This is a genomic window from Chryseobacterium sp. FP211-J200, assembly GCF_001643375.1.
In the GTDB taxonomy this organism is placed as follows: Bacteria; Bacteroidota; Bacteroidia; order Flavobacteriales; family Weeksellaceae; genus Epilithonimonas; species Epilithonimonas ginsengisoli.
The window spans coordinates 105,601-127,378 of the sequence record NZ_LSHB01000045.1; the positions used below are offsets into that span (position 1 = coordinate 105,601).

A 21,778-nucleotide genomic window follows, 5' to 3' on the forward strand; every position below is an offset into this window, starting at 1 on the left:
AACCTACCTACAATCATGGGCGTTTATGCTACCACGTTAAGCCTATGTATTATACATTTGTGCCAATTGTTGTTGGAGATTTGTTGGGGTTTCATCCAATTTTGCACGCACAAACTTATTTAACGCTGCTGGTGAATTGAATCCAAGTTCAAAAGCAATTTCTTTATGAGAATAACTGGATAGTAAGAGCAATTGTTTGATCTCGTTCATTATCCTTGCGTGAATGGTTTCAATTGAAGTTAAACCTGCCGATTTCTTCGTTATCTCATTTAATTTCTTTGGTGAAATAAGTAGTTTTTCAGCGTACCAACTAACCATTCGTTCCGTTTTATAATTGCGTTCCAACAATTCAAGAAATTTTCCATAAAGTCTGGTATTCTCATTTGTTACTTTATCTTTATCCCATTTTGTATGTGCAAACTCCACTAATTTCAACAATGTTATCTTAATAAAAAATCGTGCTTGCTCTTTTTTGACAGAGGTTAGGTCATGATACAACTTTTCAATTTGTTCCAATAACATTTGTACTTCATTTGTTTCTGCAACGGGTAATTCAATATGGTTTAGCTTAACGGATATATTGTGATTGTAAATACTTAACTCATTTTTTAAAATATCTGAACAGAATAATACTTCATCAAATAAAATCATTTTTCCTTCAAAATCATCACTGATTTGTTCTTTTGAGGATAATTGACCAGGAAATATAACGCTTATGCAATTTTCACTGACATCATAACGACGATCTTCTACTTGCATTTTCATACTCCCTTTTTTAACAAACAGAAGACAAAAATGGTCTTTTGTATGAGGATTCCGATATTTCTCCATATCCTCTTTATCCAAATCAAAAATGTGAAAGGGAGTGATTGCCCTTTCAGAATTATGCTGTATATCTTTAAGATAATGTGTAAACATATTGTAGTTTTTCTTTTTGCTAATTAATCATTATTGCTCAAATATTTTGCCGCTTTTTCGTCCACTAAAAACAAAAGTTCTCCTTTTGCGGGTTTCAATAATTGCGATGGATAGAGGGACGGATTATAATCTCCTTCCAACACTTCTTTCAAGGCATCAGCCTTAGCATCGCCAAATGTTAACACGATTATTTTTTTTGCTTTGTTTAAAAAAGGAGCTGTAAGAGTGATCCTATACATTTTCTGTGCATCTAAATAATAAGCAGCAACCCATTTTTCTTTTTCCTCAAGAACGGCAGTTCCAGGAAATAATGAAGCAGTGTGTCCATCACTTCCCATCCCCAAAAGAATAAAATCCATTACTCCATCATCTCCAAGTTTTTCATGTAAAAGTGTACTGTAAGTTGATGCAAAATCTTCGGGTTTTACACCATCTGCATACATTGGAAAAATATTAGACGGCAGTACAGGAACATTTTGTAGAAGTGTTTCTTGTGACATTTTAGCATTGCTTAGCTCATTATCTAAAGGAACCCATCTTTCATCTCCCCAAAAAACAAGAACTTTAGTCCAGTCAATTTGATTTTTGTATTGATCTTCGGACAAAAGTTTGTATAGCCCTTCTGGTGAAGATCCTCCTGTTAAAGCTACTGTAAAAAAGCCTTTTTGATCTATTGCATCACAAGCGGCAGCTACAAATAATTGTGCTGCCGTTTTAAATATTTCTTCCGTTGATGATTGTATATTAAGCACCTTTTTTGGTTTTCAATGTTTCATTAGAATTACTCAGCCAATTATGTCCTTGTCTCTTCAACAATTCATCTGCTGCTTCTGGCCCTGAGCTTCCAGCAGGATAAGTTACCATTTTTGACACGTTTCCATTTTCCCATGCTGTTTGAATATTCGCAATAACATCCCAAGCTTCTTCCACTTGATCTGAACGCATAAACAGTGTTGAATCTCCATCAAGAGCGTCCAACAATAACGTCTCGTAAGCTTCCGGTGTATCTGGTGCACATTCAAAATAATCGAATACCATTTCAGCAGGTTTCAGTTTCATATCAAGCCCTGGCTTTTTCGTCATAAACGATAAATTGATATCCATTTCAGGTTGAATATTGATGGTTAATTTATTGGGTTGCAATTTTTTTATTCTATCCTGAAAAGTAGTACAAGGTACTTCTTTAAAACTGATTACAATAGAAGATTCTTTTTTGGACATACGTTTTCCTGTTCGCATATAGAACGGAACACCTTTCCAACGCTCATTATCAACATAAAACTTCATGGCAACATAAGTTTCTGTATTTGAGTTTGGATTAACTCCTGGCTCTGCCAAATAGCCTAATTTCTTTTTACCATCAATCTCGCCTTCAGTATATTGTGCTCTAACCGTATAATGGTTGATGTCTTCCAAATTGATTCTTCTCACACTTTTTAAGACATCTACTTTTCGGTTTCTGATTTCTGTAGATTCAAATGCAGTTGGTGGTTCCATAGCTACCATGCAGAGAATCTGCATTAAATGGTTTTGGATCATATCTCGCAATGCTCCCGAACCGTCATAATAACCTCCACGATCTTCAACACCTACGGTTTCCGCCACAGTAATCTGCACAGAATCGATATATTTATTATTCCAAAGTGGTTCGAAAATAGTGTTACCAAAACGGAACGCTAAAATGTTCTGAACATTTTCTTTACCCAAATAATGGTCAATTCTGTAGATTTGCTCTTCTTTGAACGTTTGTGCTAACATTGCATTAAGCGCCACAGCCGAATCTTTATCGTATCCAAAAGGCTTTTCGATAATCATGCGATCTTGATTCATATTATTAGCCAAGCCATTTTCTTTAAGGCTTTTTGAAACTTTTTCAATAAAGCTTGGCGCTACCGAAAGGTAAAAAAGACGGTTGGCTCTGGCACCTAATTTAGCATCTATGCCGTCAAGTTGATTTTTCAACTGAATGAAAGATTCTTCTTGTGTAATATCGAATCTGACAAATTTGATTTTTTCTTTGAATTGATTCCATTTCTCTTCAGAAAAGTTCTTGATTCTCGAAAAATCGTTGATATTTTCTAAAATATAATTTCTGAATTCTTCCTGAGTATGTTCTGTTCTTCCTAAAGAAAGAAGTTCAAAATCTTCTGGCATCCAACCGTCCAAAAACAGATTAAAAAATGCAGGAAATAATTTTCTTTTTGCTAAATCTCCCGTTGCGCCAAAAATGACAATAGAAGTTGGTTTTTTATCATTATTTTTCATTTGATTTATTTTTTACGATTCCCAACGGGTGTGGAATATTCCATCTTTGTCAATTCTTTCATACGTGTGTGCTCCAAAGAAATCACGTTGCGCTTGAATAAGATTGGTTGGCAATTTTTCAGAACGATAAGCATCAAAATAAGATAATGCGTTCATCCATGCAGAACCTGGAGTTCCATTTTGAATAGTGTCTTTCAAAACAGTACGAATACTGTTTTGTGTTGTATTCAGTTTTTCTGCAATGTGCTTATCGAGCATTACGTTTGGTAAATCGGATTCTGTTGCAAATGCTTGTCTAAAATCTTCTAATAAAATTGCTCTAATAATACATCCTCCTCTCCAAATTTTACATATTGTTTCTAAATTCAAATCGTATTCATAGATTTCAGAAGCAATTTTAAGTTGAGCTAATCCTTGTGCATAAGTGGTTATAATGGCAAAGTACAGTCCTTTTTTCAAATCATCTAAATTTGCATTACTGATATTTTCTTCCTTATTCCATTTTAATAAAGCTGAAGCCTGTATTCTTTCGAGTTTGTATTTAGACATATCTCTCATATTTACAGCAGCATCAATAACTGGAACCGGAACCTGTAAATCCATTGCATTTTGTGAAGTCCATTTTCCTGTTCCTTTAGATTTAGCCCAGTCTGAAATTAAATCAACCAAATGTTCACCACCTTCTTTTTGCTTCAAAATATCAGCTGTAATTTCAATAAGGAAAGAGTTTAATTCTTCTTTATTCCATTGTTCAAATAATTGTTGAATGGTTTCATGATCCAAATGATAAACATTTTTCATAATATCATAGGTTTCTGCAATAAGCTGCATAATTCCATATTCTATACCATTATGCACCATTTTTACATAATTCCCAGCAGATCCGTTGCCTAAAAATTCTACACAAGGTTCACCATCTACTTTTGCAGCTATGGCTTCGAAGATTGGACGTAAACGTTCGTAAGCTATCTTATCTCCTCCGGGCATCATGCTTGGGCCTCTTCTTGCCCCACTTTCTCCGCCAGAAATACCCATTCCGAAAAAATGGATTCCTTTTGAAGAAAGCTCATTATTTCTTCTGTCTGTATCTGTAAAATACGTGTTTCCTCCGTCAATAATAATATCGCCTTCGTCCAAAAATGGAAGCAATGTTTTAATTGCTCCATCTACTGGAACACCAGCCGGAACTAATAGCATTATAGCTCTTGGTTGTTCTAAGGACTTTACAAAGTCTTCTGGTTTAACAGTTGCAAAAACAGAATGACCTTCCTGAGCTTCTGCCTGTAATGAATCTGCTTTTTCTTGATCCAAATCTAAACCTGCTACAGCAAACCCATGGTCAGCCATATTGAGCAATAGATTTCTGCCCATAACACCTAAACCAACTATACCGAAATTATATGTAATCATTTTCCAAGTTTTTTATTAATATCAATTACTAACAAACTAATTGAGATATTAGCCATTCTGAATTTAAAATCCCTAACTAAAATTAATGCTTATTTTAATATGCAGAGATTAAAAAAAGAGAATTTATATCATCAATATCATAGAACAAGGTCTTCCCTACAATAATAGAGAAGACTTTGATGGTGAGTTACTAGCAAATTATGATATTATTGCTTCTTTTAAAGCTTTTGCAGCTGCGGCAGGATCTTCTGCACCATAGATTGCTCCACCAGCAACTGCTACTGCAGCACCAGCAGCTACGACATCTTTTATTGTGTTGATGTTAACACCACCAGCGATTGAGAAAGGAACTTGAGCTTCTCTACCTTCGCTGATTAATTTTTGTACATTATAGCCGGGTAATGCTTGTTCATCTAAACCAGCGTGGAATTCCACAAACTCTACTCCAAAAGCAGTTACTTCTTTAGCACGTTGTACACGATTCTTAACACCAATTGTATCTACTACTACTTTTTTACCTGCTTTTTTCGCAGCTTCAATAGCGCCAATAATTGTTGCATCATCTACAGCACCCATTACGGTTACTAAATCTGCTCCAGCATTGAATGCCATTTCTGCTTCTAATGCACCTGTATCAGCAGTTTTAAGGTCTGCAAATACCAGTTTATTTGGATGAGCAGCCTTCATTGCTGTGATTACTTTAAGACCTTCTGCCTTGATTAATGGAGTGCCTAACTCAATGATATCTACATAAGGTGCTACTTTTTCTGCCAATTCTAAGGCTGCTTCAGTAGTTAATAAGTCAATTGCTACTTGTAATTTAGTCATGATATAAAATTTAAAAATTTAGTTGTATTTTAATTATTCGAGATTGGCATGTTTCGGCCAAAGATTTTCTTTTGTTAATCCTGATTTTTGCCATAGCGTCATAAAGACTGCGTCTAAAATCAACAAAACAGATTGTTCAAATAAGCTACCTGCATATTGCTCAGAAGCAGATATACCGAAATCGGTTTTTACAGCTGCTTTAATGGCTATTATTTGATCTGATAGAGTTGCGATTTTACTATGCTCATCTGCTGTAATTGCAATTACTGTGGCGTTTTGTTTTTTAGCTTTTTCTGTAGCAAGCACAAGGGTTGATGTTGTGCCAGAACCAGAACCGACTATAAGCAGATCATTTTCTAAAATAGCAGGTGTTGTAGTTTCTCCCACTACATGCACTTCAAATCCAAGGTGCATAAACCTCATAGCTGCCATCTTTAATGCTAATCCAGTACGTCCAGCTCCTACAAAAAAGATACATTTTGCTTGCTTAATATGATTTTCAAGCAACGATAGAGATTCTGGATTCAGAAGAGTTGAGATTTCTTCATTTTCGATCAGGATCTTTTTTAAATTGTCTATTGTAGTATTCACTTGTTCCATTTTTTGCTTTTAGAAGAACTTTAATAATTATTTCTTCTAATTTGATAATGCAAAGTTATACTCCCCAAATCTCCTGATATTATACAAATAGTATTATGTAATATACATTTGCGACCATCTAACATTTACCTATTGGATAACGTACAACAACTTCCAACTTAGTATTGCTCTTTTATAAACCGCTGTATAGTAACAGTTTTAACCGTTTTACGTATTTTTGCTTTATCTAATATTTTTTTTGAAAAATTTTTATTTCAACTGCGAGACAATTTTAATGGATGGTATACTTATATAGGTTCGTTAAAGTTCCATTTTCCTAAGCTTACCAATTTCAATGCAATCATCGCTGTGATAATTTTGGCTAAAGAATTAACAATAAAAATAGAGTTGTATGAGGCATTAGTTCCTTCAGATCCTAAAAACTTTTTTGCGATATTGATTTGTTGTTTCATTAAAATAATAAACTGCTTTTTCGGATTTCTTTTATCAATTGATTTTTACAATCTACAAACACAAAAATAGGTCCGACCAAGATATCATTCTATAGCTTTTGTTTTCTCCACCAATCCATAAGAATTCCATCTACCATATTTAAAAAATCCATCAAGAGCGATGGATTTTTTGGTTTCAATAATTTACATTTGGAGTCAACAATTCTTTTGTTTGCAATTTAGAATGATAAAAATATGAGTGAGATTTTAAGACGTCAAATTGAGAAAATTACGCCATTAACTGACCAGGAGTTCGAGTATATTCTGTCTCATTTTACCTTGAAAAAATTTAAAAAACATCAGATTTTAATTCAAGAAGGAGATACCGTGCAAAATGATTATTTTGTGATGAATGGTTTGTTAAAAGCATCATACCTGAATAAAGAAGGGAAAGAGCACATCATGCAATTTGCAATGGAAGATTGGTGGATTACCGATTATCAAGCGTATTTTAATCAAACGGAAGCTACTTTTACCATTGATGCATTAGAATCTACCGAAGTACTTACTTTGTCACTCTATAACCGAGAGAAACTCTGTGCAGATATGCATAAGATAGAACATTTTTTCAGGAAAAAGTCTAATAATGGTTATATCGCGCTCCAAAGAAGGATTTTGTCTCTGCTGAATAGCAATGCCAAAGAACGCTACGAACAATTTATTTCTCAATATCCTACACTTTTACAACGATTGCCCAAAACATTAATCGCTTCGTATTTAGGTGTTTCCAGAGAAACCTTGAGTCGGCTTTCGGTGTAATGTGATGTAGGTCACAAAAAAGTTGTGAGGTAGGTCCTGTTGTTTGTGGGGAGCTGTATTTACCTTTGCACTATCAAATCATTAAAAATCAATAGTAAAATGAATCACAATAAGTTTTTATCCAAGATTATTTTCTTAACCGGTTGTATTCTTTTTTTAGGGATTAATATGATCAATGCACAAACAATTAAATCGAACAAAATGAGCAAAAAAGTATTATTCGTGGTTACGAGCCACGGCGAATTAGGAAACACTGGTGAATCTACCGGTTATTATTTAGGTGAAGTTACGCATCCTTGGGCGGTATTAGTAGATGCTGGTTACGAAATAGATTTCGTGAGTCCAAAAGGTGGAAACCCGCCGTATTATGGAAATACTCCAGATGATAAGGTTAATGAAAGATTTTTGGCAGATGAATATTATCAAAATAAAATTCAGAACACCATGACGCCTTCAGAAGTAAATCCTGATGAATATGTGGGGATTCTTTATGCTGGAGGTCACGGTACGATGTGGGATTTTCCAGATAATGAAGAATTGGCAGTAATCGCACAAAAAATCTATGAAAAAAATGGAATCGTAAGTGCGGTTTGTCACGGTCCTGCCGGATTGGTGAACATTAAACTCAGCAATGGAAAATACTTGGTAGATGGCAAAAAAATCAATGCTTTCACCAACGAAGAAGAAGCTGCTGTGAAATTAGATGAAGTTGTTCCATTTAGATTAGAATCTAAATTAATAGAACGCGGAGCCAAGTTTGAAAAATCTGGTTTATGGCAAACGCATGTTACCGTAGATGAAAGAGTGGTAACAGGACAAAATCCTCAATCCGCTCATGCAGTTGGCGAAGCAGTTTTAGAAGAACTTAAAAAACTCTAATACTTAAGAATTCAAAAGAGACTGTTTCAGTCTCTTTTTTTTGTGCGAAATTGAAATTTTCTTTGAGCAAATAAGATCAATCCTGTTTACATCTCAATGGTTCAACCTATCACAAAATGATATAAAAAAATGGAGCCAGGTAAAATTCCTAGCTCCATTTAACTGTATTAAAAATTTGTGTTCGATTTCTTATTTTACAGCAAGTAGATCTACCATTTCAAGTACAGGATCTTTCGCAAGTAATTCAGAAGCATTGGCCATTAAAGCCTTTGCAATCTCACCATTCAAGTGAGCATCTCTTGCATCTGTAGTTCCGAACGTATCGAATATACCAAAAGTAGAAGGGCCAATTTGTAAAGCATACCATCTTACGGTTCCTGGCTCACCTTCCGCAAGCGGCAAGGCAGACTTTAGGAACTCCAATACTTCATTTTCTTTACCCGGTTTTGCTTCTACTCTAGCTAATATTGCAAACTTTTCCATAATTTAAAAATTTAATGTTATTAAGAGTGTTCTTCAACTCTTTCTAACAAAAGTAGGTTTTCCTTATCAAACTAAAAACACAAAAGATGTTAAATAACGTTAATGTAAATCATCGAAAATCAGCAATTTTTTTTATGTTCTCTTGCATTAGAATTTGTTTATGATAAAGTGATTCACATTAATGAAAATTACATAATTGCTAAAAAACACGCACAAAAAAAGAGACCTTTTTGAAAGTCTCTTTAATATCTTTAAAAAATTTTTACTATAAACCGATAATGCTGAAAAGAGCTCCCAAAGCTTCCGTTCAACAGGAGTTTCATTGTTCGTGCTTCGCACGCAACGAAAACTTAGCTATTATTAGCTGATATTTTCTTAGGTTTAAAATTACTAAATAAATAACCTAAAATTGCTCCAATGATTGTTACTAAAAGCGAGAAAATGATATTAGAATAAGTATTCATTTTATCTTCTAACTTTTCTACTTTAAGATTGTTTAATTCCTTTTCTCTATCAATTATTTGATTTAATCTTTCAAAATGATTATCTATTTTTTGTAACTCAAGAATATTCTTAGGGTCTTGAGTTATTAATTTTTCAATATTTATTAATCTTTTCTTTATCTGTTCGATTTCTATATCTGTTTTAGTAACAGTATCCTTTTTTGAATCCATTATTGACAGCTGAAGTTTTAACTTTTCAAGTTCTTTATAAATATTTGAATTTACAATATCATTTTCTTTCTTAGTCTTAGTATTATCAAAATTAAAAATGTCCAAACTTTGAGTCAAAAGCATTGCAATGATAAGAGAAATAATTGCAGTTGTTAATGTTGTGGTAATAACATATTTCTTATTAATATTTTCTTTTTTTTCTTCTTCTATTATAGATTCTAAATCAGCTTTTTCATCGGCTTTTCGTTTAGAAATTAAAGTCTGAAAATTCGGAAATTCGTCCTTGCTAACATTTATCAATTCACTATTGAAAAGTGTATAAATGGAAAAATCATCATTCGTCTCATTCGGTGTTACAACATAGAATGTAGCATCTTTTTGACTCAAAACTTTTTTATATAAATTATAATTTTCAATATCATGACTAGAAATATTGTTTCTAAAATCTATTAATGCTATATAATTATTGGTTTTTGTATCTAAAATTGCTAAGTCTACATAGATTATACCTCCTTTATCAACATAGTGATAATTCAATAAGAAGGAGTCATCAGGAAAATTTTTATCTGATTTTAAAAATTGAATAAATTTATTTTTAATGAAGAGTTCTGTCATAACGTATCAGTTAATGGTTCGTGGCTTGGCGATAGTGTGGGATAAATTGGACAATAAGTTCAATTTAGCAAGAACGTCAGCAAATGCTGTGAGCCTTTGGCTAAGTTACTAAAAAAAGTCAATGCTCACAGCATTGTCGACTAAAAAACTAAAATGTACAACCTAAGCGGTTCAGCCCACTTTTGGAAAACCCTTGATGAATTAAACCTTCGGTAGTTATACAAATCGCGTAATTCAGTTACTCTGTAAATTTAATTAAAATAACGGATGAATACCAATCACAAAAAAAAGAGACCTTTCTGAAAGTCTCTTCATTATTTTTAAAAAATTTTTTATGATAAAACCAGAATGTTGAAAAAGCTCCCGCTACCATTCAACAGATGCATCATTGTTGACTTTCCAAGCCCAAAGAAACTCCGGTATTTATGTGATGTTTTACTTATCTTTAATCAATTCCACTCTTCTGTTTTGAAATTTTCCTTCTTCTGAATTGTTGTCAGCAATTGGACTGTTTTGTCCGAAGCCTTCAGTGGTTAGTCGGCTTACTTCAATACCGCTTTTTATCAATTCCTGCTTTACGGTTGCTGCTCTTTGTTTAGAAAGTTGAAGATTGTGTTTTTCATCACCCGTATTATCGGTATAACCATGAATAGCAATTTTTAAATTTTTGTCAGCATTGAGTACTTTGGCAATTTCAGCTATAGCTTCTTTTCCATCTCCCTTTAAAGTGGCTTTATCCGTATCGAAATTAATATGCAAAACTGCCTTGCCTTTATCGCTTAAATCTTTTTGTATTTGGTCTGCCTTTAGCATCGTAATGGTTTGCTTAAAGGCTTCTTTTTGTAGGATTTGAATATTCCCGCCTGCAGTATTTCCGGCAAGTTGGATATACACGTCATCACCATTCGCTCTTCTAATTACGTAAACTTTTACGATATTGTTCCAATAATCTATCGAACCATCTTCGCCGAAATAGGTTGCCTGTTCTTTTATTCTGTTTATTTCTTCTGTGGGTACCTTTCCTTCATAAATTTTCACTCCGCCTACTGCTTTTATCGCCTCGTCATAACTTTTTTCGAAGTATGGTAACGACCAACTGTCTGAAACGCCAGTGGCTCCCTCTATGCCCGCTTTCCACGATCTACCTTCCACAGCTTGAAATACACCATCTATAGGAAAAAATATCCGGTCAAACTTTTTTTCAACCGCTTTTTTGTTGATAATCTGGAGATTTTCCGGAATGCTGAAAAAAGGGAAAACGCCCAAATCTTTGTCAGAAACTGGAATGGCATTTATATCAAATTTGCCCGTACTATTTGGGTTTTCAGATATTACTATTTCTGGTTTCGTAGTGTCTTGATTATTACCTTTTTCCTTGTCACCAGTTTTATTGCACGAAAGAGCAAGTAATGCAAGTCCTGTTAATAATAATTTTGTTGTCATTTTTTTCATATTCTAATTAATTTCTGCAATTGGTTGTGGTTTTAAAGCATATCAAATACCGGAAAAAGTATAGCGAACTTCGGGCTTTCGAAGGACAAAAAGTTCAAGAACTACAAAACATAGCCGATGCTTTTTCTTGGAACCAAGTTACTAAAAATTGTGAAAAGAAAGCACCATTCCCATAATTCAGTTACTCAGTAAAGTTAATTAAAAAATAGATGAAACCGCTCACAAAAAAAGAGACCTTTCTAGAAGTCTCTTCAATATTTTTAATATTTTTTACGATAAAGCCATAATTTAGAAAAAGCTCCCGGAGATGCAGTTTAATTAGATTTAATCTCAGTGTTTTTTATTATTTATCTTGTTTCGATGCTTTTTCAATTCGCGGTTGGCCTTGAAAGACCACCGGAACTCTGGTCATTCTAGGAAGTTTTTTTTAGACTATTCAAGCCCTAAAAGTTCTTCAGTTAACAAAATCAGAATTAAATAATTATAATACTGCCTTAGCTCCTGCTACGGCTACGGCGTGGTCGTTTTCTACAACACTACCACTTACGCCAATGGCACCTAGTACAGTACCTTCATTATTTTTGATAAGTACACCACCAGGAAAAGTAATTAAACCACCGTTACTATGTTCTATATTAAACATGGGTGCATCGGGTTTTACAAGAGGGGTAAGCTCAGCGGTATCCGTGATAAACCAAGCCGATGTTTTTGCTTTTTTAATGGCAATGTCTACGGATCCAATCCATGCACCATCCATTCTTTCGAATGCTACTATATTTGCTCCTGCGTCTACTACACAGATGTCCATTTTGACGTTTAGAGCCTCTGATTTTGTTTTCGCTGCGTCAATTACCGCTTTTGCTTGTGCTAATGTAATGTTCATTTTTAATTTTTTTTTGTTATAAAATATATTTTCTGCTTAAATTATTTGTTTAATTGTCTACAATGGAAAAAGTAGTGGCAAAGTGCCGTAATTCGAAGAACTGTAGTTCAAGGTTTCACACACGAAGCGAATGCTTTTTCAATGTAGCTAAATTATTAAATAATATGGATAATAAACCATGGCGGCTAAAAAATTCCACATTATCATGATAGAGTAACCCCGCATCTTGCAAAACCCGTGCTGAACTAAACCTCCGGTAGCTTTCCCAATCGCATAAATCAGTTTCTTTGTAAAATTAATGAAAAAGAAGTACACAAAAAGAGACTCATCTCGAAGTCTCTTGTATATCTTTAAAATTTTCCGTCGATAAACCCATAATGCTGAAAAAAGCTCCGGAAGCTTCCATTCAACAGGAGTTTATCTCAGCATTTTTTATTTTTTATTTTGTTTTGATGAGTTTTCAATTCATTGCTGGCTTTTCAAGCCCAACGAAACTCTGGTTATTGTAAACAGTTATTTTTCAGCCAAGCAAGGTTTCAGGAATTTTTCTTCGTATTTCTCAAGGGCTCTCTTGGTTTTTAATTTTCTAATTTTAGTTTTTCGTTCATCACCAAAATATAAGTGCTCTCCAAAAAAACCTGTATCATATTCATTTGCGCCCTTTTTGAATTCCCCATTCCTTATACCGTTTATTAATTGTTCACAAAATTCTATTTTAAATTTAATCTCACTCTTTGTTTCATATTTACTATATAGCCATTCCGATTGCGGGTTTTCATAATACAATTGTGGTTCATCAAACTCCCAGAACAACATTAGTGCTAAACCTAAATCACATTTCTTATGAGTAACGACAGTATAAGGTATTTCAAACCCGTCATCCCAATTATAATTCTCCATTAGAGAATAAAGGTCTATTTCATTATCCAATTTTTCAACGCATTCAAGCCTCTCCTTTGAATTACATTGATTGATGATTCTTTCTACAGTCGGATTCATAATTGTTTACAACGTTTTGGCGCTTGGCGCAGTGGCGAACTTCGAACTGATTATTTTCTGTTAAAGATAATATTTCTTACGAAACGTGATAGTGAATTTACTATAAATTCGCAATCTAGCCAAACGCCTGTTGAACTAAACATCCGGCAGCTTTCCCAAACGCATAAATTAGTTAGTTTGTAAAGTTAATTAAAAAAACTGATGAAAACGACGCACAAAAAAAAGAGACTCTTCTGGAAGTCTCTTCAATTTTTTTAAAAACTTTTTACGATAAAATCTATAATGCTGAATAACCTTCCGTCCAACAACACTTTCATTTTTGGACTTCTAGCGATCAACCGAAGTTTCTTTATCGGTCAGCTATTTTTACAAAACTTTTATTACTTTTTTTTATGATAATCTCCAGCTAAACTTGCACCGCCGCCACAAAAGTAATTTAATGCGAATCTATCGTCAAATTTCGAAGTAAATACTTCAGCTGTTTTATCCTTAAATAAAATCGTCATCGTCCCTTTTAAATCTTTATTGATGGTTTTTAAATCGACATCAATCTGATTATTCACTAACTTTCCTTTGCCCTCAAACGTACACCCTTTCACAGCACCGGTAAATGAAATTTTCACTGAATAAATACTGTCATTTTCAGATTTCAATTCCAGAATTTGGTTGTATCCTTTCCCACTGGCGTTGGTGTTATAGGTACCGTTCAATTGAGCGGGCGTATAAGCTTTTACTTCTTTAAAAATATAATTTTTGGCTAATTCTCCGCTTACTTCTTTCTTATCAGCATCCAATCTTACCAAGGTTTTGTCGGGTTTTACCAGATAATATTCCTTAGGCGAATTTGGGATGGATACTTCAATAATATCATCAATCTTTGTCCAGGTACCATACTCGTTTTCAGAAGTACCGTCGCTATCTAAATACGATGTACTTTTAACCGCTTTGTTGTCATTTTGAAAGGTAATATAGGTTTCGATTCCCATACAATCTGCACAAGGCAATGTTGCCGTGTAGATTCCTGAAGAAAAATCATTATTCTGCTGTGCCTCTGTTTTTGTCTGCTCTTTATTTGCAGTTTCAACGGTTGATTTACTGTCGCTGCAAGAAACAAAAATGGTGGTTAGCGCTGCTATGGTTAAAAATTTAAATGTGTTCATTATTTTTTTTTGATTAATTTAAAATGTTTGATAACCTAATTATTGATTCTAAAAGACAGATTTAAGTCTTGAGAAGTATCTAAATAGAAAAATTTGAAATAATTATCTTCGATATAAGAATAAATTTCCATCGAAAAACTGCTGTTATCGTTGCAGATGATTTCCATTTTGCAAAAAATACCAAGCTTAATTTTTGGTAGCTTCACTACTCGCAAAACTTTGTAAAGATCAATTAAAAAAGGCTACAACTGACTTACAAAAAAGAGACCATTCTAGAGGTCTCTTCAGTATTTTTAAATTTTTTTCGATAAACTCATAATGCTAAAAAAAGCTCCCAAAGCTTCCGTTCAACAGGGTTTTCATTGTTCGTGCTACGCACGCAACGAAAACTTAGCTATTAGTGGCTGCCTTTCTTGTCGTCCACATTAATTGTTCAGTTTTAGTTTCATCATTATGTCGGTCTGCTCGTCATTACCCAATTTGAAAATATGTTTGTCAAATTCAACGAAACCGTTTTTCTTGTAAAAATTTATTGCTCTCGGGTTCTCTTCCCAAACGCCTAACCATACATAGTCAGATTTTTTCTCCTTAGCGACTTCAATTGCTTTGTCATAGAGTAGTTGCCCAACATTTTTTCCGTGAAAGTCTTTCAAAACATAAATTCGTTCAATTTCAAGTGCTTTTTCGTCTTGAAGTTCAGTTTGTGATTGTCCAAAGTTTAGTTTGAGATAACCAATTACATTGTCGTTAAGTGTTGCAAAATAAAACTCTGCGTTATTGTCATTGAGTTCAGTCGTTAATTTCTCAGCAGAAAATCCTTCGTCTAAGTATTTGGTCATATTTTCTTCCGTGTTCCCTGTCGCAAAAGTTTCATAGAAAGTTTGTCTGCCAATTTTTTGTAATTGGTCAATGTCACTAAGCGTTACTTTTTTTATTTCAATCTCAGTCATTTTCTTTTTGCAATGTCGTTTTTAAGGTTGCCACTAACGGTCTGCGGCTTGGCGATGTTTTTTGTGAGGGATTTAACGCACAAAAGTTCAATATAAGCACTACCGTTCATTATTGCACTAATGTTGAATAAAGCACTGTTGCCCCCGAACAAAAAATATAGATAAACCGATGTTGAACTAAACCTTCGGTAGCCCCGTGTGCATATTTTTGATTACTTTGTAAAACTAATTAAAAATCAGCAAAATGGCAACAAAAAAAAGAGAACAACCTGTTCTCTTGAAATATTCTCTAAAAATTTTACGATAAATCCATAGTGTTTGAAAAAACCTGTAAAAAAGCTTCCGAAGCTCCAGTTCAACAGGGTTTTCATTGTTCGTGCTACGCACGCAACGAAAACTTAGCTATTACCTACTGGCTTTATTTTCCCTATATTTTGTGGGTGTTATTCCTGTCTGTTTTTTAAAGAATCTTGTAAAGTATGTGGGATAATCAAAGCCTAAATCATACCCTATCTCAGCAACGGTTTTATTTGATATTTCCAAATGCTTTTTTGCCTCTGAAATTATTTTATCCTGAATAATCTCTGAAGGAGTTTTACCTGTGTTGAATTTGATTAAGTCGCCAAAGTAGTTGGAAGACAAATGTAATTTATCTGAAAAATAATGAACATTAGGCATTCCTTGCTGCCCGTTTGAATAGTAATCGCTCAGTAACTTTTTAAATTCTGTAACTAATTTGTTATAAAGTGGCTGTCTGGTTTCAAACTGACGTTTATAGCATTTGCCGATGTAAGTAAATATCAGATTGCAATAGGCCAACAAGAGAGCCATGTCATAGTTGTCTTTTTGGTATTCCTCAAAAATTTGTTCGTACAAATTTTCTATTCGGTTTTGTTCATCATTAGTTAGGAACAAGGCTTCTTTAATGTTATACTGAAAAAAGCTAAAGTCAATATTGTACTCTTGTAGAAGTATGGGCGAAATCAAAATTTGGTAACCTTCCCATCGTTTATCTACATTCCAATTGTGAATTTGTTTAGGTTTAATAAAATATAGAAAGGCAGATGTTGTATCATACTCAGTATTTCCGAACCAACTTAAGTCTGTCATATTGCGTTTAAATGCCATCATATAAAAGTCTGATGTAAGCCCATCACATAACAAACGAATACTTTTACAGTCGTTATACTTGACCACATCTATTAGGTCTTTCTTTGGGTCGTTGTAACCAATAAATCTGTTGTATTCTTTTATGTTATCAAAATGAATCATAAGCATATTTTAAAAATTTAGGATAAGACAAAAGAAGATTGTCTTATCCTAATATTAAAATTACGTTTAATTGTTGAATTATTAAAATTCCTGAAGGGTAGGGCGAATAACAATTTCGTTAATATCTACATCTGCAGGTTGTTCTATTGCATAAGCAATGGCTCTTGCCACAGAATCGGCAGGGATGGCTTTTTTATAAAAATCTACTACAAAATCAACACTTCCTTTGTGAGAGCTTCCGTATTTCAATTCAGAATCAATAGCCCCAGGTTCAATGGTTGTGGTTCTAATTTTTCCCCCAACTTCGTGCCTTAAGCCTTCGGAAATAGCTCGAACGGCAAATTTGGTACCACTGTAAACCGTACCTCCTGGACTAAATACCTTAATACCCGCTACAGATGAAATATTAATAAAATGTCCCGATTCTTGTTTTTCGAAAATAGGCAATGCCGCTGCTATTCCATAAAGTACTCCTTTAACATTAATATCAATCATTCTTTCCCATTCATCGACTTTAACTTCACTCAAAGGAGCAATTGACATTAAGCCTGCATTGTTCAAAAGGACATCAAGTTTGCCGAATTCACTGATGGCTTTATTGATTAAAGCTTGTACATCGGATTTAATGGTTACGTCTGTTTTAAGATAAACTGCTTTACCGTTACCTTGTTTATTAATTTCTTCAGCAATTTTGTTTAGGCTTTCTTCTCTGCGGGCTCCTAAAACTACGTTTGCTCCTTTAGCCGCTAAAAGACGTGCAGTACTTTCTCCTAAGCCGCTACTCGCTCCTGTAATTACTACTACTTTACCCGAAATGTTTTCTGATAGACTCATCCTTATTAAATTTTAATTTATGATTTTAAATAATTTATGATGCAAAATTACTTTGATGATACATTTCTAAGCTTAAACAAAATAGGGAAAAGATGAAACAAATTACAGGTAGTGTGAATGTAAGCTTCTGACTAACGTTAAACTTTACTATTGATAATCAAATTGTTTTGAATTCAATATCCTTGTTAGTCAGTCCAAATTTAGTGATTCGTTTTTGTATTCTTTTGGCCGCTGCTATTTTTCTTTTCTCGTCCAGAAAAAGGTATTGTGAAAGCGGATTGTACCCTTGCCCTTAACGAGCATATTTTGAAATTATTCTGATCGGGATATCTGCTTATCGCAGACTCACCATTAAAAACTAACGCCGTGTGAAGTATTACTACCAAAGACTTTTATGCAATCTTTCCTGAATTGCAGACGGGTTTTAAACACCATTGCTTAAACCGGTCTTTTCAAGGAGCGATTACTAACTAGCTTTTCAAGTTCATTCATATCAAGAATTGGTTTAAAATGGCAGGTATCTGGACTTACGCTGAACGGAAATGTTTATTTAGACTACGAAATCAACAGAAGAAATGGCATTCAGCTTAATATGGGCGCTCCTTTTCTTGTAAGAAAATCCAGACCTGATGGATTGACGAGAAGTTTCATCGCCAATGTAGAATACCGGGTGAAATTTTAATTCCCCGATCAAAAAATTTACAACAAAATAAAAACATTAGAAATTATGAAAACAATGATCACCTTTATGCTTGCATCACTTCTCTTAGTCTCCTGCATCAGAGAAAACACTGCAACAGAAGATTTAATGGAAATGGCTCCGGAAAATGCTGCTTTAAAATTTTCCGGAAACTTTATGCAGGGACCTTACGGAAATAACGTCAACGGGAGAGCCGAAATTTATGAAAAAAACGGAACTTATACTTTGGCTTTTAATGATGGGTTCACCATTAGTAATGGTCCGGATTTGTACGTTTATGTAAGCAAAGAACAACAACCATCGCAATTTGTTTCTTTAGGAAAACTGAAATCTGTGAACGGCGGACAAATCTATACTTTTACGAGTTCAGTCAATTTTGATGAGTACAAATACGCTGTCGTTCATTGCCAACAATACAATCATTTGTTTTCTTACGCCTTACTTGAGAAATTATAATTATACAAATATGAAAAACTATATCAATTGGGCATTAAGATTGATTCCCGCCATTATTTTACTGCAAACCTTATTCTTCAAATTTACGGCGCATCCGGATTCTGTTGCTATTTTTTCTAAGCTTCACGCAGAACCATTCGGAAGAATTTTTTCCGGTATTTTGGAACTCATCACGGCAGTTCTTATACTGAACCCAAAAACCACTTTTTGGGGAGCTGTTCTGGGATTTGCAACAATGATTGGAGCTATAACCTCACACATTTTCATTTTAGGAATTGAAACCAATAACGATGGCGGAAAATTATTTTATCTTGCTCTTACCGTTCTTGTTTTCTGTGTGATTCTTTTATTTAAATTTAAAAAAAGTAAAGTATGAATAAAGACGAATCGGTTTATGCAATCTTGTACGAGATTCTTACCGAACAACAGAATTTACTGAAGAAAATTTCGGCAGAAATTTACACTCAGAGTATTCCTTCTCTGGATGGTTCTACGATTGGTGGACACACGAGACATATTATTGAGTTTCTGGAAATTTTACTGAATTCTTATCATACGAATGAAATTAATTATGATGAAAGACAAAGAAATCTGGAATTAGAAAAAAATCCTGAAAAAGCGATGGAAGTAATTTCCGAAATACTTTCAAACATTGACTTGTCCAACAAAAATTTAATTTTAAAGCAAACCGTAGGCACTGTTTCTTTGGAAATTCCGACCAATTTTTATCGGGAATTGTTGTACAATATCGAACATTACATTCATCATCAAGCACTGATAAAAGTGGCTTTTAACGAGATTAAAATGAGTCATTTACTCAATAAAAATTTCGGAATTGCGCCTTCAACGATTCAATACCGAGAAACTCAAAATTTAAACTAAATGTATACTGTAACGTATTTTCCGCTTAAAAATAAAATTGTTCTGACTTCCAACCGGGACGAAAAACCCAATCGTTCTGCACAAGAAATCCATAGTGAAAAAGGTATTTTTTATCCGAAAGATGCCACCAAAAACGGAACTTGGTTTGCGGTTTCCGAAAGCGGAAATGCCCTAATTTTATTAAACGGTGCTTTTGAAAATCATCCGGAAAAAACGAATTACCAGAAAAGCCGAGGACTGATTGTTTTGGATTTGATAGAGGAAGAGAACATTTTCAAGTCAATGGAATTAATTGATTTGGAAAACATTTAACCTTTTACACTGGTCATTTTTTAGGAAAACCAACTGGCAGAATTTCGTTGGGATGGAAGTGGAAAATATTTTAAAATGTTAGATATAAATTGTCCACATATTTGGTCTTCCGCAACATTGTATGATAAATCGGCAAGAGAAAAAAGGGAACAAATTTTTCAGAAATTTCTGCAAAACGAGAAGATTTCCGATGAAGATATTTTAGATTTCCACCATCAGAAAACCGATGATCTGGAAAACGGAATTACTATCAAAAGGCAAAATACGATACAAACCATCAGTACGACACAGCTCGTTATTTCCGATGAAATGACACTGAAACATTACGACCGACTGAACCCAGATTCAAAACCCGAAAAAATTTCCCTTAAAAATGAAACTCAAACATCGCCTTCATAAAATTGCACATTGGGAATACTGGTCTACTTTTTCCATTTACCTGCCGCTTTTTCCGGTTTGGCTGTACTGTGCATATAAAGCAAGAACACTGTTGTTCTTCCACGGTGCGAATCCTTCTATAAAATATGGCGGAATGGCGATGGAAAGCAAAAAAGAAATCTACGATCTGATTCCCAAAAACTGGATTCCGAAAACCATTTTTGCTTCCTCAGAAATCCCATTTCAGAAGATTTTATCTGAATTAAAATCACAAGTCATTAAGTTTCCTGTTATTGTAAAACCAAACATCGGATTGAAAGGTTTAGGAGTTGTTCAGCTCGAAGATTTAAATGAATTGGAAGATTATCAGAACAACAGCGATTGCGATTTTCTGATTCAGGAAAAATAAATTATCAGAATGAAGTCGGCATTTTTTACCACAGATTTCCAGACCAAAAATCAGGAAAAATCACAGGAATGGTGAAAAAAGAATTTCTATCCGTAAAAGGAAATGGTGAAAAAACCTTGAGAGAACTGGTGATGGAAAATCCCAGAAGTGCTTTCCAAATCAAAGCCATAGAACAAAAAATGGTAAATGGGATGCAGGAAATAGTTCCTGAAAATGAGGAAATCATTCTCATTCCGTTTGGAAGTCATACGAGGGGTGCAAAGTTTATTGATGTTTCAAGTGAAGTTACTGGAAAATTAGAGCAAAAAATAGATGAAATTTGTACAAAAGTGAATGGTTTTTATTTCGGAAGGCTTGATGTTATGTATGAAAATTTGGAACTATTACAAGAAGGTACAAGCTTTAAAATCATAGAAATAAACGGTGCTAAAAGCGAACCAACACATATGTACGACCCAAAACACTCCTTATTTTTTGCTTGGAAAGAAATCACCAAACACTGGAAAATAATGGCAGAAATCAGTAGAAAAAACCACAAAACGGGTTTTCCTTATCTGAATCTTAAGGAAGGATTTTTAGCTTTGAAAAATAATCTAGCTGTAGAAAAAAAGCTCAGGAAGATTTCTTCGGTTGATTGACTCGTATGCTTTTTAAATTTTAGTATCTGAAAATGTATTGTTTATAATCTATTGCGAAAGAAAAGATCAAATTTATTTGCAAAAAATAAATAAATCTATATCTTTGCAGCAGTAAAAACGACGATCTCTAGATTGTTTAAAAAAGTGACCTATTCGGTGACCTCTTAGACAAGAGAACAATATAAAGCTTATGGATAGGGCTTTTTTGAAAAAATAACAAGTCCCGTCCAGATCGCATAAAGTTTTATCAATTACTTTTCAAAAAATTGATCCGGTAGTTCAGCTGGTTAGAATGCCGCCCTGTCACGGCGGAGGTCGCGGGTTCGAGTCCCGTCCGGATCGCAAGCAGAGATGCTGATTCATAAACCCTTCAAATCGTAAGATTTGAAGGGTTTTGTTTTTTACTTATTCTGATTTGTAATAAGTTTTTGATGATATTTTAAAAATAAAACATTATCGATCTTCCAAATTTCAATTACTGATTTATTTCTTTTTATATACTTAAGAAAATGGGATCAAGATCAAAACCTG

The 21,778-nt window shown here is 33.9% G+C and carries 24 protein-coding genes and 1 tRNA gene; 10 read left to right on the forward strand and 15 right to left on the reverse strand.

All coding sequences use genetic code 11. The features are described 5' to 3' along the window. Positions 1–42: 42 nt before the first annotated feature. The 6 genes from AXA65_RS14065 to hxlB all read right to left on the reverse strand — a co-directional run bounded on the left by AXA65_RS14065 (position 43) and on the right by hxlB (position 6,021). Positions 43–918: an AraC family transcriptional regulator gene (locus AXA65_RS14065; protein ID WP_063970721.1), complete on the reverse strand. Its 876-nt coding sequence runs from the start codon at positions 916–918 to the stop codon at positions 43–45. 23 nt (positions 919–941) lie between these two features. Further along, entirely contained in the window at positions 942–1,670 is a 729-nt protein-coding gene (pgl, locus tag AXA65_RS14070) for a 6-phosphogluconolactonase (protein ID WP_063970722.1), read from the reverse strand. After that, positions 1,663–3,183 carry a glucose-6-phosphate dehydrogenase gene (gene zwf, locus AXA65_RS14075; RefSeq protein ID WP_063970723.1) on the reverse strand — a complete coding sequence of 507 codons (1,521 nt, stop codon included), beginning with the start codon at positions 3,181–3,183 and terminating at the stop codon, positions 1,663–1,665. Before zwf ends, pgl begins: the two co-directional genes overlap by 8 nt. A gap of 12 nt (positions 3,184–3,195) precedes the next feature. Continuing rightward, positions 3,196–4,593 carry an NADP-dependent phosphogluconate dehydrogenase gene (gene gndA / locus AXA65_RS14080; RefSeq protein ID WP_063970724.1) on the reverse strand — a complete coding sequence of 466 codons (1,398 nt, stop codon included), beginning with the start codon at positions 4,591–4,593 and terminating at the stop codon, positions 3,196–3,198. A gap of 198 nt (positions 4,594–4,791) precedes the next feature. Next, the gene (gene hxlA, locus AXA65_RS14085; RefSeq protein ID WP_063970725.1) at positions 4,792–5,421 is read right to left on the reverse strand and encodes a 3-hexulose-6-phosphate synthase; all 630 of its coding nucleotides are present in this window, start codon (positions 5,419–5,421) and stop codon (positions 4,792–4,794) included. Positions 5,422–5,454: 33 nt separating this feature from the next. Then, positions 5,455–6,021, reverse strand: a complete 567-nt coding sequence (hxlB, locus tag AXA65_RS14090) for a 6-phospho-3-hexuloisomerase (RefSeq protein ID WP_063970726.1) — start codon at positions 6,019–6,021, stop codon at positions 5,455–5,457. A gap of 686 nt (positions 6,022–6,707) precedes the next feature. Here hxlB and AXA65_RS14095 point away from each other — a divergent pair. Both AXA65_RS14095 and AXA65_RS14100 read left to right on the forward strand, forming a co-directional pair. Beyond that, positions 6,708–7,271 carry a Crp/Fnr family transcriptional regulator gene (locus AXA65_RS14095; RefSeq protein ID WP_063970727.1) on the forward strand — a complete coding sequence of 188 codons (564 nt, stop codon included), beginning with the start codon at positions 6,708–6,710 and terminating at the stop codon, positions 7,269–7,271. 201 nt (positions 7,272–7,472) lie between these two features. Next, positions 7,473–8,150 carry a type 1 glutamine amidotransferase domain-containing protein gene (locus tag AXA65_RS14100; protein ID WP_063970741.1) on the forward strand — a complete coding sequence of 226 codons (678 nt, stop codon included), beginning with the start codon at positions 7,473–7,475 and terminating at the stop codon, positions 8,148–8,150. A 189-nt stretch (positions 8,151–8,339) separates the two neighbouring features. Here AXA65_RS14100 and AXA65_RS14105 read toward each other — a convergent pair whose 3' ends face one another. From AXA65_RS14105 to AXA65_RS14145, 9 genes are all read right to left on the reverse strand, one after another. Next, entirely contained in the window at positions 8,340–8,633 is a 294-nt protein-coding gene (locus AXA65_RS14105; protein WP_063970728.1) for a putative quinol monooxygenase, read from the reverse strand. A gap of 350 nt (positions 8,634–8,983) precedes the next feature. After that, positions 8,984–9,922: a hypothetical protein gene (locus AXA65_RS14110; RefSeq protein ID WP_063970729.1), complete on the reverse strand. Its 939-nt coding sequence runs from the start codon at positions 9,920–9,922 to the stop codon at positions 8,984–8,986. Between the two features lie 435 nt (positions 9,923–10,357). Next, a complete protein-coding gene (locus AXA65_RS14115; RefSeq protein WP_228391688.1) occupies positions 10,358–11,365 on the reverse strand; it encodes an OmpA family protein in 1,008 nt (335 codons plus the stop codon). Between the two features lie 490 nt (positions 11,366–11,855). Continuing rightward, complete coding sequence (locus AXA65_RS14120; RefSeq protein ID WP_063970731.1) at positions 11,856–12,257, reverse strand: GlcG/HbpS family heme-binding protein; 402 nt, start codon at positions 12,255–12,257, stop codon at positions 11,856–11,858. Between the two features lie 513 nt (positions 12,258–12,770). Next, positions 12,771–13,256, reverse strand: a complete 486-nt coding sequence (locus tag AXA65_RS14125) for a DUF4274 domain-containing protein (protein ID WP_086048209.1) — start codon at positions 13,254–13,256, stop codon at positions 12,771–12,773. A gap of 380 nt (positions 13,257–13,636) precedes the next feature. After that, positions 13,637–14,416, reverse strand: coding sequence for a copper resistance protein NlpE (locus AXA65_RS14130; protein ID WP_063970732.1), 780 nt, complete (start codon positions 14,414–14,416; stop codon positions 13,637–13,639). A gap of 425 nt (positions 14,417–14,841) precedes the next feature. Beyond that, positions 14,842–15,366 carry a GNAT family N-acetyltransferase gene (locus tag AXA65_RS14135; RefSeq protein ID WP_063970733.1) on the reverse strand — a complete coding sequence of 175 codons (525 nt, stop codon included), beginning with the start codon at positions 15,364–15,366 and terminating at the stop codon, positions 14,842–14,844. Positions 15,367–15,771: 405 nt separating this feature from the next. Further along, entirely contained in the window at positions 15,772–16,638 is an 867-nt protein-coding gene (locus tag AXA65_RS14140) for a helix-turn-helix domain-containing protein (RefSeq protein ID WP_063970743.1), read from the reverse strand. Between the two features lie 81 nt (positions 16,639–16,719). Further along, positions 16,720–17,472, reverse strand: coding sequence for an SDR family oxidoreductase (locus AXA65_RS14145; protein WP_063970734.1), 753 nt, complete (start codon positions 17,470–17,472; stop codon positions 16,720–16,722). Positions 17,473–18,199: 727 nt separating this feature from the next. Between AXA65_RS14145 and AXA65_RS14150 the strand changes: the two genes are divergently transcribed. The 8 genes from AXA65_RS14150 to AXA65_RS14180 all read left to right on the forward strand — a co-directional run bounded on the left by AXA65_RS14150 (position 18,200) and on the right by AXA65_RS14180 (position 21,589). Beyond that, a complete protein-coding gene (locus AXA65_RS14150) occupies positions 18,200–18,628 on the forward strand; it encodes a DM13 domain-containing protein (RefSeq protein WP_063970735.1) in 429 nt (142 codons plus the stop codon). Positions 18,629–18,638: 10 nt separating this feature from the next. Then, positions 18,639–19,004 (forward strand): DoxX family protein, encoded by a 366-nt coding sequence (locus AXA65_RS14155; RefSeq protein ID WP_063970744.1) that lies wholly within the window; start codon positions 18,639–18,641, stop codon positions 19,002–19,004. After that, complete coding sequence (locus tag AXA65_RS14160; protein WP_063970736.1) at positions 19,001–19,510, forward strand: DinB family protein; 510 nt, start codon at positions 19,001–19,003, stop codon at positions 19,508–19,510. The genes AXA65_RS14155 and AXA65_RS14160 overlap by 4 nt, the downstream gene beginning before the upstream one ends. After that, complete coding sequence (locus AXA65_RS14165; protein ID WP_063970737.1) at positions 19,511–19,822, forward strand: NRDE family protein; 312 nt, start codon at positions 19,511–19,513, stop codon at positions 19,820–19,822. 75 nt (positions 19,823–19,897) lie between these two features. Continuing rightward, the gene (locus AXA65_RS14170) at positions 19,898–20,221 is read left to right on the forward strand and encodes a hypothetical protein (protein ID WP_063970738.1); all 324 of its coding nucleotides are present in this window, start codon (positions 19,898–19,900) and stop codon (positions 20,219–20,221) included. Next, on the forward strand, positions 20,196–20,609 hold the full coding sequence (locus tag AXA65_RS19600; protein ID WP_086048210.1) for a hypothetical protein: 414 nt from the start codon (positions 20,196–20,198) through the stop codon (positions 20,607–20,609). Before AXA65_RS14170 ends, AXA65_RS19600 begins: the two co-directional genes overlap by 26 nt. Next, positions 20,582–21,247 carry a hypothetical protein gene (locus AXA65_RS19605; protein ID WP_086048211.1) on the forward strand — a complete coding sequence of 222 codons (666 nt, stop codon included), beginning with the start codon at positions 20,582–20,584 and terminating at the stop codon, positions 21,245–21,247. Before AXA65_RS19600 ends, AXA65_RS19605 begins: the two co-directional genes overlap by 28 nt. A 268-nt stretch (positions 21,248–21,515) precedes the next feature. After that, positions 21,516–21,589 (forward strand) — tRNA-Asp (locus tag AXA65_RS14180). Positions 21,590–21,778 lie beyond the last annotated feature (189 nt).

Excerpts from the sequence above, each read along its gene's own strand:
- AXA65_RS14110 (WP_063970729.1), bottom strand. The coding sequence starts at position 9,922 with ATGACAGAACTCTTCATTAAAAATAAATTTATTCAATTTTTAAAATCA.
- AXA65_RS14170 (WP_063970738.1), top strand. The coding sequence starts at position 19,898 with ATGTTAGATATAAATTGTCCACATATTTGGTCTTCCGCAACATTGTAT.
- AXA65_RS14105 (WP_063970728.1), bottom strand. The coding sequence starts at position 8,633 with ATGGAAAAGTTTGCAATATTAGCTAGAGTAGAAGCAAAACCGGGTAAA.
- gndA (WP_063970724.1), bottom strand. The coding sequence starts at position 4,593 with ATGATTACATATAATTTCGGTATAGTTGGTTTAGGTGTTATGGGCAGA.
- AXA65_RS14150 (WP_063970735.1), top strand. The coding sequence starts at position 18,200 with ATGAAAACAATGATCACCTTTATGCTTGCATCACTTCTCTTAGTCTCC.
- AXA65_RS19600 (WP_086048210.1), top strand. The coding sequence starts at position 20,196 with ATGAAACTCAAACATCGCCTTCATAAAATTGCACATTGGGAATACTGG.
- AXA65_RS14130 (WP_063970732.1), bottom strand. The coding sequence starts at position 14,416 with ATGAACACATTTAAATTTTTAACCATAGCAGCGCTAACCACCATTTTT.
- zwf (WP_063970723.1), bottom strand. The coding sequence starts at position 3,183 with ATGAAAAATAATGATAAAAAACCAACTTCTATTGTCATTTTTGGCGCA.
- hxlA (WP_063970725.1), bottom strand. The coding sequence starts at position 5,421 with ATGACTAAATTACAAGTAGCAATTGACTTATTAACTACTGAAGCAGCC.
- AXA65_RS14135 (WP_063970733.1), bottom strand. The coding sequence starts at position 15,366 with ATGACTGAGATTGAAATAAAAAAAGTAACGCTTAGTGACATTGACCAA.
- AXA65_RS14120 (WP_063970731.1), bottom strand. The coding sequence starts at position 12,257 with ATGAACATTACATTAGCACAAGCAAAAGCGGTAATTGACGCAGCGAAA.
- AXA65_RS14160 (WP_063970736.1), top strand. The coding sequence starts at position 19,001 with ATGAATAAAGACGAATCGGTTTATGCAATCTTGTACGAGATTCTTACC.
- AXA65_RS14095 (WP_063970727.1), top strand. The coding sequence starts at position 6,708 with ATGAGTGAGATTTTAAGACGTCAAATTGAGAAAATTACGCCATTAACT.
- AXA65_RS14155 (WP_063970744.1), top strand. The coding sequence starts at position 18,639 with ATGAAAAACTATATCAATTGGGCATTAAGATTGATTCCCGCCATTATT.
- AXA65_RS14115 (WP_228391688.1), bottom strand. The coding sequence starts at position 11,365 with ATGACAACAAAATTATTATTAACAGGACTTGCATTACTTGCTCTTTCG.
- AXA65_RS14165 (WP_063970737.1), top strand. The coding sequence starts at position 19,511 with ATGTATACTGTAACGTATTTTCCGCTTAAAAATAAAATTGTTCTGACT.
- AXA65_RS14125 (WP_086048209.1), bottom strand. The coding sequence starts at position 13,256 with ATGAATCCGACTGTAGAAAGAATCATCAATCAATGTAATTCAAAGGAG.
- hxlB (WP_063970726.1), bottom strand. The coding sequence starts at position 6,021 with ATGGAACAAGTGAATACTACAATAGACAATTTAAAAAAGATCCTGATC.
- AXA65_RS14100 (WP_063970741.1), top strand. The coding sequence starts at position 7,473 with ATGAGCAAAAAAGTATTATTCGTGGTTACGAGCCACGGCGAATTAGGA.
- AXA65_RS14140 (WP_063970743.1), bottom strand. The coding sequence starts at position 16,638 with ATGATTCATTTTGATAACATAAAAGAATACAACAGATTTATTGGTTAC.
- AXA65_RS14145 (WP_063970734.1), bottom strand. The coding sequence starts at position 17,472 with ATGAGTCTATCAGAAAACATTTCGGGTAAAGTAGTAGTAATTACAGGA.
- AXA65_RS14065 (WP_063970721.1), bottom strand. The coding sequence starts at position 918 with ATGTTTACACATTATCTTAAAGATATACAGCATAATTCTGAAAGGGCA.